Raw genomic sequence first — 13315 nt, forward strand, 5'->3', positions numbered from 1 at the left:
GGCGCCGTGGTCGAGCTGCTCGCGCGCCGCCTTGCGCGCTTCCACCGGCCCGTCAATGATCTGGACGCCCTTGGGCACGGTGATCTCCGGGGCATAACCGCGCAGCAAGTAGCCTCCGGTGGAGGAGATGGCGCGCGTAGAGGCGAAGATGCGCGGTCCGGGGATGTATTCCTGGTCCACGGCCTGCTTGATGCCCACGTCGCCGTAGCCCGCGCCTTCGGTTTCCACGTCGCGAATGGTGGCGAAGCCCTGTTCGAGCGCGCGCCGCGCGGAGACTGTGGCCCGCGCCGCCCGAAACGCCAGGCCGTGCTTGAGCAACTGCACGTCATAGCCGCCCTCTTCGGGGATCTCGCCTTGCAGGAAAAGGTGGGTGTGGGTGTCAATCAATCCGGGAAGGACGGTGGCGGAGGAGAGGTCAATGACCGCGGCCCCCGGAGGAGTCTTGACCTGCGCGGCGTCCCCAACCGCCTGGATGCGATCGCCGCGGATGACAATGACCACGTTCGTGCGCGGCGGTGCTTCGGTGCCGTCGATCAACGTCCCGGCGCGAATCACCACGACCGGCTCCGGCCCGGCCTTGGCCGTTTGCGCCGCCGCGCCCACAGCCAACAGCGCTACCACGACCCAGAAAGAAGCCACTCTGCGCATGGAGTTCCCCCTCATTTCATAGGGCGATAGGAATACGCCAGTAGAAGGCGTTTGCCAAGCCGGTAATCAGGGGCCGGTTACCCCGGTGCGGCGTCCGCAAGACGCTCTCGCCGCCCGCATGCGATAATAGAGGCTCAAATCATGCTCAGGCGGATTTCTATGTGGATTGTCAAGCCCGCGGTGGCGCTCGCCCTGCTGGTGTGCGTGGGGTGCTCAGCGCAATCGGCGACCAGCGAAACCAACCGGCGCGTGGAGCGGCAGGTGCGCGCGTACTTCAAGGTTCCGGCCACGGTGAACGTCGCAGTCAAGGAGCGGAAGGCCAGCGACTTTCCCGACTTCGACAAGGTGACGGTCACGCTGTCGGACGATCAGCGGTCCAGCAGCTACGATTTTCTGCTCTCCAAGGACGAAAAGACGCTGTATCGCTTGACCACAGTCGACGTCAGCAAGGATCCCTTTGCCGAGAACGTGAAGAAGATCGACACCAGCGGCCGGCCCATCCGCGGCAACAAGGACGCCAAAGTGGAGGTCGTGGTGTACGACGACTTCCAGTGCCCGTACTGCGCCCGCATGCACGGCTACCTTTTCCAGGACGTCATGAAGACGCACGGCGACCGCGTCCGCATCCTTTACAAGGATTACCCGCTGCAGAGCATCCATCCCTGGGCGACGCGCGCTGCGATCGATGCCAATTGCCTGGCGGCGCAGAATCACGACGCCTACTGGGACTTCGCCGACCGCATCCACCTGAACCAGAAGGAAGTCACCGGCGAGAATCGCCCGCTGCCGGAGCAGCTCGCCACCCTGGACAAGATTGCAAGGGAATACGGCGCCAAGCACAAGCTGGATAACGCCCAACTGGAGGCCTGCATCAAGAAGGCCGATGATTCCGCCATCCGCGCTTCCGTCGCGGAAGGCGATGCCCTGGGCGTGGACTCGACCCCGCAACTGTACATAAACGGGGAGCTGGTGGCGGGAGCGGTGCCGCCCAAGGACTTGCGTGCCGTGCTGGATCGTATCCTGTTGGAGAACGGCCAGCAGCCGCCGGCTGCGGCGGCGCAGAACACGGCTGCGCCCGCGCCCGCGAACAGTGCTCCGAACAATTGAAACGGACCGCCTATCCCGCCGGCGCCGCGCTTCGGCCGCGCCTGCAGCGGTTGAGTCCCCTGTGGAGGATGTGACCCTCTTGAACCCGAATCGCGCTCGTACCTGGACGTCGTTGACCCTCCTGCTGGCCCTGAGTCTCCTGGCCGGATGCAAGAAGACGGAAAGCTCCGCCGACACGGCGGCCACCGTAAACGGCCGCAAGATCCTGCGGAGCGAAGTGGACAAGTACTTCGCCAACCAGACCTCGGGCGCGCCCCAGCCGCCCGCGGGCGAACAGGCTACCAGCCTGCGGCTGAGCATCCTGCGCGACCTTATCGACCAGGAGATCATGATGCAGCGCGCCGAGAAACTGGGCCTGCTGGCCACCGATGCCGAAGTGGACGGGAAGCTCACCGAGTTCAAGGCGCCCTACACGCAGGAAGAGTTCGACAAGCGACTGAAGGACCGCAACCTCACGCTGGACGACCTGAAGCGCGACCTGCGGCGCAACCTCACCATCCAGAAGGTGCTCAACAAGGACATTTCTTCCAAGATCACGATTTCCGACAACGACGTTTCCGGCTATTACGAGGAGCACAAGGCGGAGTTCAACCTTATCGAGCCGCGCGTCCACCTGGCACAGATCGTGGTGACCACTGTGCCCAACCCACAGGTGCGCAACCAGAAGAACTCCAAGGCGCAAAGCGAGGCCGAAGCGCGCAAGAAGATCCAGGAGATCATGAACCGCCTGGAGAGCGGCGAGGACTTTGCCACCCTGGCCATGAACTGGTCCGAGGACCCGCAGACCGCCTCCAACGGCGGCGACCTCGGCTTCGTGCCGGAGTCGGCGCTCAAGCAGGGCGAGGAGCCCAGCACGCGCGACGCCGTTCTGCGTCTGAAGCCCGGCGAGACCAGCGGCATCATCCCGGTCGTGAATCCGCGCACCCGCGAGCTGTGGGGTTACCGCATCCTCCGTGTGCTGGCCAAAGAGCCTGCAGGACAGCGCGACCTCAATGATCCCCGCGTGCAGGAGATCATCCGCGGCCAGCTCCGCGAGCGCCGCGAGCAACTGCTCAAGGCCGCGTATTACGAGGTGGTCCGCAACGAGGCCCGCATCGAAAACAACCTGGCCAAGGAAGTGCTGGGCGGCGCCGAGAAGAAGTAGCGCGTGACGAGGATGTTCCGGACGGCCCACCCCGGTTCCGAGCGGCCAAAGGCCTGACACCTGCCATCCGACCTGCTACCCTGTAACGCTCGCATGAACCGGCTTTCCGCTCTCTCGGCCGTGGCGCTGCTGCTGCTGCTTGCCGCTTGCGCCGTGCCGGGAGCGCCCCAGCCGCCCTCGCTGGGGATTCCACGTTCTGTCCAGGACCTCGAGGCCCGGCGCAAGGGCGACCGCGTGATGCTGGCCTGGACGCCGCCGGCGGAAACCACGGATGCCACCCGGATCACTCAGCCGGGCGTGGCTCGCGTGTGCCGGCTCGCGGACGCCAGAGCCACTACCTGCGCCGAGGTTGCAGGCGAAGTGACCGCCGATCACTGGGCGGCGGGGGCGGGCAGGGCCGAGTTCACCGACCGCATCCCTGCCGAGACGCAGCGTGCCACGCCGACCGGCTTTCGCTACTATGCGGTTGAGACCCTGAACGCGCGCGGCCAGAGCGCCGGACTTTCCAACCGCGCGCGCGTCCCTTTGGCGCCCACGCTCGAGCCCCCGGGCGACCTGCGGGCTACGGTCGGCGCCGAGGGCATCACGCTCACCTGGACGGGACATTTGCACCAGCACGAGGAACCCGAAATGCGACACCGCTATCGCCTTTACCGTCGCAGCCCGGGCGGAGCGGACGCCGTCATCGCGGAGTTCCTGCTGACGGCGACGCCGGAAGCGCGCATCGTAGATCGCAGCTTCGATTGGGAGAAAACCTACCAGTATCACCTGGCCGTGGTGACCGTCCTGCCGCGTGAGGGGGAGACGGCAGTGGAGGTAGAAGGCGAGGACTCGGCGACGGTCGAAGTCGTGGCTCATGATATTTTCCCGCCCGCGGCGCCCACGGGCCTGCAGGCGGTAGCTTCGGCCAGCGGCGAGCAGAGATTCGTGGACCTCACCTGGGCGGCAAACACCGAGACCGACCTGGCGGGCTATCATCTGTATCGAAGTGACCCGACGCCGGCTGGCACAGGCGCTGCCGGGGAGTTCCTGCCGCCACGGCGGATCACGACCGAGCTGGTGAAGGCACCCGCCTTCCGCGACGACCAGGTGGAAGCCGGCAAGACGTACCGTTACTCGGTCACCGCCGTGGACTTGCGCGGCAACGAAAGTCCGAAGTCAGAGGAAACCGAAGAGGCGGCGCCCGAATAGCGCTGCGAGCCATGAGATTCTGCCGCTTTCAATCCGCCGACGGTCCGGCCTACGGCCGGGTGGAGGCCGTGGCGGGACGTGACTGCATCACGGCCGTTATTCCGTCGCCCTTCGCGCCCGCGGAAGGGATCCAGGAGCAGCCGCTGCCCCGACCGCTGCCGTTGGAGTACGCGCAACTGCTGGCTCCGGTCGAGCCCTCGAAGATCGTATGCGTGGGCCGCAACTACCGCGAGCACGCCAAAGAACTCGACCATGAGATTCCGACCGAGCCCATGTTCTTCCTCAAGCCGCCCTCCTCTCTGCTGGCTCCTGGGGGCGTGATCCGCCGTCCGCGTGAATCGCAACGCGTGGACCACGAAGGCGAGCTGGCGGTGGTGATGGGCAGGGTTTGCTCGCGGCTGGCGGAAAGCGAGGATGTTCGGGGATTCATCCTCGGCTACACTTGCCTGAACGACGTGACGGCCCGCGACCTGCAGCCCAAGTCCGGGCCCTGGACGCGCGCCAAGGGTTTCGACACCTTCTGTCCCGTGGGCCCGCTGGTGAGCGATGGGCTGGATCCCTGGGCCGGGGTCGCGGTCGAAACCCGAGTGAACGGCCAGGTGCGCCAGCAGGGAAACACACGTGATTTCCTGTTTCCCCTCGATGCTATAATCCGGGCCATCTCCCGTGTCATGACCTTGCTTCCCGGTGACCTCGTGGCCACCGGCACGCCTGCGGGCGTGGGTCCAATGCAGTCCGGGGATGTAGTGGAAGTGAGCGTGGAGGGCGTGGGAATCCTGCGCAACACGGTAGTGGACGAGTGAAGGCATGGGCAGCCAACCATGAAATTCTTCATTGACACCGCGAATCTGAACGAGATCCGCGAGGCGGCCGCCCTCGGCATCCTCGACGGCGTCACCACCAACCCGTCTCTCGTCGCCAAGGAAGGCAAGCCCTTCAAGGAAACCATCCTGGAGATCTGCAACGTCGTGGATGGCCCGGTGAACGTCGAGGTGGTAGCCACCGATGCCGGGGGCATGTGCAAGGAAGCGCACGACTACGTCACCTGGCACAAGAACGTGGTGGTCAAGCTGCCTACCACGCGCGAGGGACTGAAGGCGTGCAAGTGCCTTTCCCAGGAAGGCATCCGCACGAACCTGACGCTGTGCTTTTCGCCCAACCAGGCGCTGCTGGTGGCCAAGGCCGGCGCCACCTACGTGAGTCCTTTCGTCGGCCGGCTGGATGACATCAGCCACATCGGCATGGATGTGGTCCGCACCACGGTGCAGATCTACAAGAACTACGGCTACCCCACGCAGGTGCTGGCGGCTTCGCTGCGCCATCCGCTGCACGTGGTCGAGGCAGCGCTGGCCGGCGCGCACGTGGCCACCATGCCCTTCAAGGTGCTCGACCTGATGTTCAAGCATCCCCTGACCGACCGCGGCCTGGAGCAGTTCCTTAAGGATTGGGAGAAAGCGAAGAAATAGTGGCTCGTGGTCAGTGGCCAGTGGTCAGTTTCAAAATCCCCAAGCTCATTTCTTTCGCGACAGCGTAAGGCACATGAATCGTACTCTCCTCTATGTCACCGCCGCGGCCATAGCCATCGCGGCTTCGGGCGCCGTCACCGCCTGGCGCCGTCGCCGCAAGACACCCGAGCAAAGGGAACGCGAGCGGCGTGAGCGCCTGGTGGCGACCGGGCGGATCATCGATGGCACCATCCTGGACGCGCACGAGGTCCCGTCGGCCGCGGGCGCGCTGCAGTTGCTCGTCTACCGCTATGACGTGCGCGGCGTCTCCTATGAGGCCTCGCAGGACGTCACCCGTCTGCGCCAGTACCTGGACCTGCATTCGTGCCGCATCGGCGTGCCCGCCGCCGTGAAGTACGACCCGCAAAATCCCGGGGATTCCATCGTCATCGCCGAAGGGTGGTCAGGGCTGCGGAACCAGCCCTCGAGCCTTACCAGCCGGTAACCCTAAGGCCGGACGAGCATCTAAACAGTGTGCTCCCTGCGGTGCCCGAGGCCGCGCGGGCCGCTTGGTAGAATAGTCAAGGATGTCCAGTCTTCCGCTTCCCATCGCGGCGTTCGTGGCAGGGCTGGTGTCGTTCCTTTCCCCCTGCGTGCTGCCGCTCGTTCCCGGCTATGTTTCCTTGATCTCCGGGGTGGGTGTGGAAGAACTGAAAGTCCGTGAGCGCGGCGTGCTGGCCTCCGTGATGCGCAACTCGCTCATGTTCGTACTGGGTTTCTCGGTGGTCTTTGTCTCCCTGGGCGCGCTCGCTACCACCATGGGCCAGCTCCTGAACCAGTACAAGAACCAGCTCGCTATCATCGCCGGCGCCATCATCGTTCTGTTCGGCCTGCACCTGACGGGAATACTCAGGATCAAGGCTCTCTATGCCGACAAGCGCCTGCATTCGGTAAAGGCCAACCCCACCATGATCGGGGCCTTCATCATCGGCTTTGCGTTCGCCTTCGGGTGGACGCCCTGCGTGGGACCGATTCTCAGCGCCGTCCTTACTCTCGCCGCGTCGCAGGAGAGCGTGATGCGGGGGATAGCCCTGCTCGCCGTATACTCGGCCGGCCTGGCCGTACCCTTCCTGCTGACCGCGTTCGGCATCGACTACTTCCTGGAATTTTATTCTCGCTTCCGCCGCTACCTGAACGTGCTGGAAGTTTCGACGGGAGTGCTGCTGATATTCTTTGGCGTGCTGATCGGGCTGAACAAGTTCACGCTGATCAACAGCTGGCTGAGCGAGATTCCGATATTCAAGCGGGTCATCGAGATCATATGAAGCGAAACGCAATCGTGCTTTCCGTGGTGACCGTAGCCGTGGCTCTGATGCTGTACGCCGGCAGCCGCATGGCGGCCCCGCACGGCGCTCCTACGGTGGCCGGCAAGCTGCGCGGCAATCCACAAGGCTCGCTGGCGCCGGACTTTACGCTGCAATCGGTGGACGGTCGCACCGTGCGCCTGGCCGATCTGCGCGGCAAGGCGGTAGTGCTGAACTTCTGGGCCACGTGGTGCGGGCCTTGCAAGGTCGAGATGCCGTGGCTGGCTGAACTGCAGAAACAATACGGGCCGCAGGGGCTGGAAGTGATCGGCATCTCCATGGACGACGAGCGCGAGAAAGTGCTGCCGTTCGTCAAGGAGGTGGGCGCCGACTACACCATTCTCCATGGCACCGAAGAAGTGGGCGAAGCGTACGGCGGCGTGCAGTTCCTGCCCGCCACCTTCTACGTGGACCGGGAGGGCAAGATCGTGGACCGCGTGTTCGGCCTGGTGAGCCACAGCGAGATCGAAGGCAACATCAAGAAGTCACTCGGCACCGTGGCCGCGGCCGAACCGGCTCACGAGCACGAAGAGAAACATGAGGGACATTGATGAGCGCCTTGTTTCAATCATTCCGAGCAAGGCAAGGAATCTCGATCTCGGCAACGCGGATAGGTGCAGGGATGATTCGCTTCGCTCCGCATGACGATCGGGAAGCCGTGGTGGCGAAACTAGCTCGCGGTCTTCTGTTCATGGCGCTGCTCACGCTGCCCTTGGCCGCGCAATGGAATCCTCCCTCTGCGCCCACCGTCCACGTCACTCCGGTAGCGCCGGTCACCGTGGCTGCGGGGAAGTCCGCGCAGGTGCCCATCCGCTTCACGTTGACCAAGGGCTTCCACGTCAACTCCAACCTGCCGCGCTCGGAGTTGCTGATCCCCACCGTGCTGACGCTCAAGCCGCCGGCGCCCGAGGTGAGCTTCGAAATCACCTATCCCAAGGGAGAAGACCTGAGTTTTGAATTCGCGCCCAAGGAAAAGCTGAATGTGTACACGGGCGAATTCGTCCTCAACATTCACGTGAAGGCGGCGCGCACTGCCGCGACGGGCACGCACAGGGTCGCGGGTGACCTGCGCTACCAGGCGTGCAATGACCGGGCCTGCTTCCCGCCGAAGAAAGTTCCCGTGGCCTTTGACTTGATCGTGAAGAAGTAGCTCACTCCGTCCGAATCTGCATCGTGTCGTCGATACTCATGCTGCGGGGCACGCCCGGTTCGGGCGGCCCGGTGTGTGTGGCCACGATACGGAAACTCGAGTCGGAGACCTCGGCCGTGTATTCGTAAGGGCCGCGGCGGTTGGTGGCCATGGAGATATCTCCCGCACTGCGCAGTTCGTCGATGGAGACGTACTTGCCCTCGGTGGCAAAATGGCGTCGCTCCGCGTTGGCCAGCGCCACCAGATCGTTCTTTACCCCCGCCAAGTCGATGGTGGCACGTGGGCTGCCTCCTTCCGCCGGGGCGACGTTCTGCGCCTGACGCGTGAAGATGTAGAAGCCGACGCCTACCACGATCAAGATTCCGACGAATCCCAGCGCCCGTCCCATGATGACCCCCTGCCGCATTGTAGTGCGGAACTGCTGAACTCTTCGCGCCAGCCCTGCGCGGGGCTAGCGATCGGCAGCGCCCTTCTGGGCCTTTGCCCAGGTGTCCTTGAGCGCTACCGTGCGGTTGAACACCGGCTTTCCAGGCGCGGAATCGGAATCGACGCAAAAGTACCCCAGACGCTCGAACTGGTAGCGTGAGCTCACGGCCGCCCCGGCCAGCGAGGGCTCGAGCTTGCAGCCGGCGAGGATTTGCAGAGAGTTCGGCTCCAGGTTCGACGTGAACTCCTTGCCCTCTTCCACTTGGTTCGGGTCCGGCTTGGTGAACAGCTTGTCGTAAAGGCGTACTTCCGCTTCGATGGCGTGCGCCGCCGACACCCAGTGAATGGTGGCCTTAACCTTGCGACCGTCCGGCGCGTTCCCACCCCGCGTGGCAGGATCGTAGGTGCAGCGCACCTCGACCGCTTCGCCCTTTGCGTTCTTCACCACGTTGGTACAGGTGACGAAGTAGCCGTAGCGCAGCCGAACCTCACGGCCGGGAGCCAGCCGGTGATAACCCTTCGGCGGATCTTCGCGAAAGTCGTCCTGTTCGATGTACAACTCGCGTGAAAAGGGAACTCTTCGGGTACCGGCGGCGGAATCTTCCGGGTTGTTGACCGCCTCGACTTCTTCCACTTGGCCTTCGGGATAGTTCTCGATCACGAGCTTCAAGGGCCGGAGCACGGCCATCACCCGCGGGGCGCGCGCGTTCAGTTCCTTGCGGACAAAGTGTTCGAGCATGGCGTAATCGGTGGTTCCGTTGGTCCGCGACACGCCGATGGCGGCGCAAAAATCGCGAATCGCTTCCGGCGGGTAGCCGCGCCGCCTGAGCCCGGAGAGCGTGGGCATGCGGGGGTCGTCCCAGCCGCTGACATGGCCCTCCTGCACCAGTTGCAGCAGCCGGCGCTTGCTCAACACCGTGGAGGTGAGATTGAGCCGGTCGAACTCGATCTGCTGCGAGGGGAAGATGCCCAGGTTCTCGATGAACCATCGGTAGAGCGGCTGGTGGTCGGCGAATTCCAGCGTGCACATGGAGTGGGTGACGCGCTCGATGGAATCGGACTGGCCGTGCGCGTAGTCATAAGTGGGATAGATGCACCACTTGTCGCCGGTGCGGTGGTGCTCGGCATGGACGATGCGGTACATCACGGGATCGCGCAGGTTCAGGTTAGGTGAAGCCATGTCGATCTTGGCGCGCAGAGTTCGGGCGCCGTTGGGGAACTCGCCCTTGCGCATGCGTTCGAACAGATCGAGGTTCTCTTCGATAGAGCGATTGCGAAAAGGACTCTGACGTCCGGGTTCGGTGAGTGTGCCGCGGTGCTGGCGCACCTCATCCGCCGTCAGGTCGTCCACGTACGCTTTGCCGGCCTTGATGAGCTGCACCGCCCACTGGTAGAGCTGGTCGAAGTAGTCGGAGGCGTAGAAAAGACCGTCCCACTGGTAGCCCAGCCAGCGCACGTCCGCCTGGATGGATTCGACGTACTCGGTTTCTTCCTTTTCCGGGTTGGTGTCGTCGAAGCGCAGGTTGGTGCGGCCGCCGAATTCCTTGGCCAGCGAAAAGTCGAGGTAGATAGCCTTGGCGTGCCCGATGTGCAGATATCCGTTGGGCTCGGGAGGGAAACGGGTCTGTACGACGGCGTCGCCGAATTTCCGGGTCTTCAGATCCTCCACCATGATGTCGCGGATGAAGTTTGAGGAGCGTACCTCCGCGGAGGCGCTGTCGCCGGCTGCAACCGGAGGATTGGGGTTGTTCATGAAGCCTGACCCTGGCAACGTCCACTTCCATCTTAGCAAGTGGCTTGCTTTCTGCAGGCTGGAAGGCCTTTGTCAGAGGAGCCGGAGCCGCGGAAGCGGGTACCTTGGTAACCTGGGAACACATTGACGGTGGTCAGGTTAGGCCCTATAGTGCAGACAAACCGAGCCGCATCAAGGCCGGTTCGCGCGTCCTTGCCTTCCCCCGGCGAGATGCGGCGCCAGACGCGTTGGGACACTGGGTGGACATCAACCTGATCCGGACTTTGGCGGAAGCAGCCGTCGCTGCGCTGCTGCTCGCTTTCTTCTCCCTCTACCTCCGGTGGCGCACCACCCGGCTGCATGGGCAGATTCACGAGAATCTGCTGGCCTTTTCCAGCCTGGATGTCGATCCCCGGCGGATGATGGACGCCACCGACCTGGTTCCCAGCCTGAAGAAGTTCCTGGACCGGTTGGCGGCGCTGCTCAAGGTGGAGAGTATCGCCATCTCCATGGAAGGCCCGCTGCGCAGCACGCTGCCTTCGGTGCAGCGCGGATTCACCAAGGAGTTCCTGGAGCGTGGGGAGCGGTACGGTGGCCTCGCGGCGCTGGCGCAGTTGGCTCGCGCGCGCGGCGGGATCTACTCCACGCTCGATTTGCAGACAGAAGCCCGCGGCGACCCGGAGCGCGCCGCCGCGGCCTGGAGTGCCTTCCAACCGGACAAGGTGTGGTCGGTGACCGCGGTCCGCCTGCAGACCCACGAACGCGAGTTCGGGCTCCTGGTGTTCGGGCACCCGCGCGGCCAGACCTTTACCCAGGAGCAGACGCGGCTGCTCAAGGGCGTGGCCATGCAGATCGCCCTCACGCTGGAAAATTACGTCTTCATGCACGACGCCCAGCGGCGCACGCGTGAGTTCGAGCTGATGACGCAGATCGGGCAGGTGGTGAGTTCGCGCCTGGATCCCGATGAAGTACTGCTGGCGGTGCAGCGCGAGCTGGGTCGTTTGTTCGACACCTCTACCTTCTATGTGGCGTTCCAGTTCGGCGACCAGATCCGTTTCGAGCTGGAGGTGGAAGAAGGCGAGATCCGGCCCAAGCGCTCCACCAAGGCGAGCAACGGGCTGACGGAGTACATCGTGCGTACGGGGCGGCCGCTGCTGGTGGAAGCGGACATGGAAGCGGCGCGCACGCGCCTGGGGCTGGAAAGCAGCCTGCGCCCGGCGAAATCCTACTGCGGCGTTCCCATCCTCATGTACGGGCGGCCGGTGGGCGCGATGGCCACCATGCACTATGCGAAGGAGTACGTGTACGGGCAGCGCGACCTGGACGTGATGACCACGGCCTCCGGATATGTGGCCGTAGCCATTGAGAACGCGCGCATGTTCGCCGAGGAGCAGCGGCGCTCACGCTACCTGGGCTTCCTGAACAACATCTCCAAGACCGCGATTTCGAGCCAGGACGCGGACCAGATGATGGCGGAGATCGTGGGCGAGATCCAGAAGAACTTCCACTACGACCACATCGGCATCGGCCTGCTGGACTACGCCACCAAAGACATCGAGATCAAGGCCGAGGCAGGCTCGACGGCGCAGGCGCTGGGCAAGCGTGTGCCGCTGGGCGTGGGCATCCTGGGCCGCGCGGCGCGCACTTCGGAAATGGTGCTGGTGCAGAACACCGGCGAGAGCCACCTGCTGGGCATCCTGCCGGAATCGAAGTCGGTGCTCTGCGTCCCCATCGCCTATAGCGAGACCATGCTGGGCGTGCTGAACGTGGAGAGCCGCCGGGAGAACGCCTTCAGCGAACAGGAGGTCCTGATCCTGCGCACGCTCGCCGACCTGCTGGCTACGGCGCTGCACAACGCCTTCGTCTTCCAGAAGATGCAGCAGCAGTCGATCACCGACGGCCTGACGGGAATCAAGACGCGGCGCTTTTTCCTGGAAGCCCTGCAGGCGGAGTGGAAGCGCGCTTCGCGCACCGGGCGTCCGTTCTCCGTGGTGCTGATCGATCTGGACAAGTTCAAGGAAGTGAACGACTCCATGGGTCACCTGGAAGGCGACCTGGTGCTGGCGCGGATCGGGCGCCTGCTGGAGCAGAAGGTGCGGCAGTCGAACGTGGTGGCCCGCTACGGCGGCGACGAGTTCATCATCCTGATGCCAGAAACCGGCATGGAACAGGCGCAGATCCTTTCCGAGCGCCTGCGGTTGTGGATCGCGACCGATCCCATGCTGAACGAGCGGCACATCACCGGGAGCTTCGGCGTGGCTACCTTCCCGCTGCACGGCGCCACGGTCGAGGACGTGGTGCGTGTAGCAGACGCGGGCATGTACGTCTCCAAACGCAAGGGCGGCAACCATGTTTCCATCGCCGGCGAGTTCGCCGAAGGCGGGCTGCAGCCGCACCAGCAGCTTATCTCCAGCTACGTGGAAGGCTTTTTGCAGCGCGAGCACACGGGGCCAAGCGCGGCCGAGGAACTGGTGAGCACACTGCGTCAGCTGAGCGCCGAGGCCAGCGAGGGCGACCGCGCCGAGGTGCTGATGAATGCCCTGCGCACCCTCACGCGCGCGGCCGAGTCGCGCGAGATTGCCGCTTCCGGTCACGGCGAATCGGTGGCGAGGATCGCAGAGGCTATCGGCCGCGAGCTCATGCTCAAGCCGGAAGACCTGGCGGACCTGGTCTATGCGGCGCGCGTCCACGACGTGGGCAAGATCGTCATCCCCGAACGCTTCCTGAACAAGCCCGACCTGCTCAACGAGAGCGAATACAGCGTGGTGAAGGAGCATGTACGGCTGGGCTCACAACTGTTGGAGCTGGTCCCCGGCGCCATGCGCGTGGTGCGCTTCGTACGCCATCATCACGAGCGCTTCGATGGCAGCGGCTACCCTGACGGGCTCAAGGGTGAAGAAATTCCCCTGGGCGCACGCATCATCGGGGTAGCGGAAGCCTACGCCCTCATGACCACGGAGCGGCCGTACGCCCAAGTGCGCAGCCAGCAAGAAGCGATTGCGGAGATGGAATCGCTCAGCGGCACACAGTTCGACGGCATGCTGGTGCGCCTGCTGGTTCACCACCTCAAGACCAAGGCCGACGCACCGGCTCGCAAAGGACGCTAGC

Annotated in this window: 13 protein-coding genes; 10 read left to right on the forward strand and 3 right to left on the reverse strand. The window is 64.3% G+C overall.

From position 1 onward, the window contains the following. The coding region (locus VLE48_08330) for an amidohydrolase family protein (protein HSA93003.1) at positions 1–648 on the reverse strand (648 nt) is incomplete at its 3' end. Positions 649–807: 159 nt separating this feature from the next. Here VLE48_08330 and VLE48_08335 point away from each other — a divergent pair. The 9 genes from VLE48_08335 to VLE48_08375 all read left to right on the forward strand — a co-directional run bounded on the left by VLE48_08335 (position 808) and on the right by VLE48_08375 (position 8049). Beyond that, positions 808–1755, forward strand: a complete 948-nt coding sequence (locus tag VLE48_08335; protein HSA93004.1) for a thioredoxin domain-containing protein — start codon at positions 808–810, stop codon at positions 1753–1755. A gap of 79 nt (positions 1756–1834) precedes the next feature. After that, the gene (locus VLE48_08340; GenBank protein HSA93005.1) at positions 1835–2899 is read left to right on the forward strand and encodes a SurA N-terminal domain-containing protein; all 1065 of its coding nucleotides are present in this window, start codon (positions 1835–1837) and stop codon (positions 2897–2899) included. Between the two features lie 93 nt (positions 2900–2992). After that, positions 2993–4090, forward strand: a complete 1098-nt coding sequence (locus VLE48_08345; GenBank protein ID HSA93006.1) for a hypothetical protein — start codon at positions 2993–2995, stop codon at positions 4088–4090. A gap of 11 nt (positions 4091–4101) precedes the next feature. Continuing rightward, complete coding sequence (locus tag VLE48_08350; GenBank protein HSA93007.1) at positions 4102–4893, forward strand: fumarylacetoacetate hydrolase family protein; 792 nt, start codon at positions 4102–4104, stop codon at positions 4891–4893. 18 nt (positions 4894–4911) lie between these two features. Next, complete coding sequence (gene fsa / locus VLE48_08355) at positions 4912–5556, forward strand: fructose-6-phosphate aldolase (protein HSA93008.1); 645 nt, start codon at positions 4912–4914, stop codon at positions 5554–5556. Positions 5557–5629: 73 nt separating this feature from the next. Next, entirely contained in the window at positions 5630–6040 is a 411-nt protein-coding gene (locus tag VLE48_08360) for a DUF3592 domain-containing protein (protein ID HSA93009.1), read from the forward strand. A gap of 82 nt (positions 6041–6122) precedes the next feature. Continuing rightward, the gene (locus tag VLE48_08365) at positions 6123–6860 is read left to right on the forward strand and encodes a cytochrome c biogenesis protein CcdA (protein HSA93010.1); all 738 of its coding nucleotides are present in this window, start codon (positions 6123–6125) and stop codon (positions 6858–6860) included. Further along, the gene (locus tag VLE48_08370) at positions 6857–7450 is read left to right on the forward strand and encodes a redoxin domain-containing protein (GenBank protein HSA93011.1); all 594 of its coding nucleotides are present in this window, start codon (positions 6857–6859) and stop codon (positions 7448–7450) included. Before VLE48_08365 ends, VLE48_08370 begins: the two co-directional genes overlap by 4 nt. Before the next feature lie 71 nt (positions 7451–7521). Next, positions 7522–8049, forward strand: a complete 528-nt coding sequence (locus VLE48_08375; GenBank protein HSA93012.1) for a protein-disulfide reductase DsbD domain-containing protein — start codon at positions 7522–7524, stop codon at positions 8047–8049. Position 8050: 1 nt separating this feature from the next. On the opposite strand, the gene VLE48_08380 is transcribed toward VLE48_08375, so the two are convergent. Both VLE48_08380 and VLE48_08385 read right to left on the reverse strand, forming a co-directional pair. Continuing rightward, positions 8051–8437: a hypothetical protein gene (locus tag VLE48_08380; protein HSA93013.1), complete on the reverse strand. Its 387-nt coding sequence runs from the start codon at positions 8435–8437 to the stop codon at positions 8051–8053. A 63-nt stretch (positions 8438–8500) separates the two neighbouring features. Next, on the reverse strand, positions 8501–10228 hold the full coding sequence (locus VLE48_08385; GenBank protein ID HSA93014.1) for a glutamine--tRNA ligase/YqeY domain fusion protein: 1728 nt from the start codon (positions 10226–10228) through the stop codon (positions 8501–8503). Between the two features lie 239 nt (positions 10229–10467). Between VLE48_08385 and VLE48_08390 the strand changes: the two genes are divergently transcribed. Next, positions 10468–13314, forward strand: coding sequence for a diguanylate cyclase (locus tag VLE48_08390; GenBank protein ID HSA93015.1), 2847 nt, complete (start codon positions 10468–10470; stop codon positions 13312–13314). Position 13315 lies beyond the last annotated feature (1 nt).

The sequence above is a fragment of the Terriglobales bacterium genome (assembly GCA_035454605.1).
Lineage (GTDB): Bacteria > Acidobacteriota > Terriglobia > Terriglobales > Acidobacteriaceae > DATMAB01.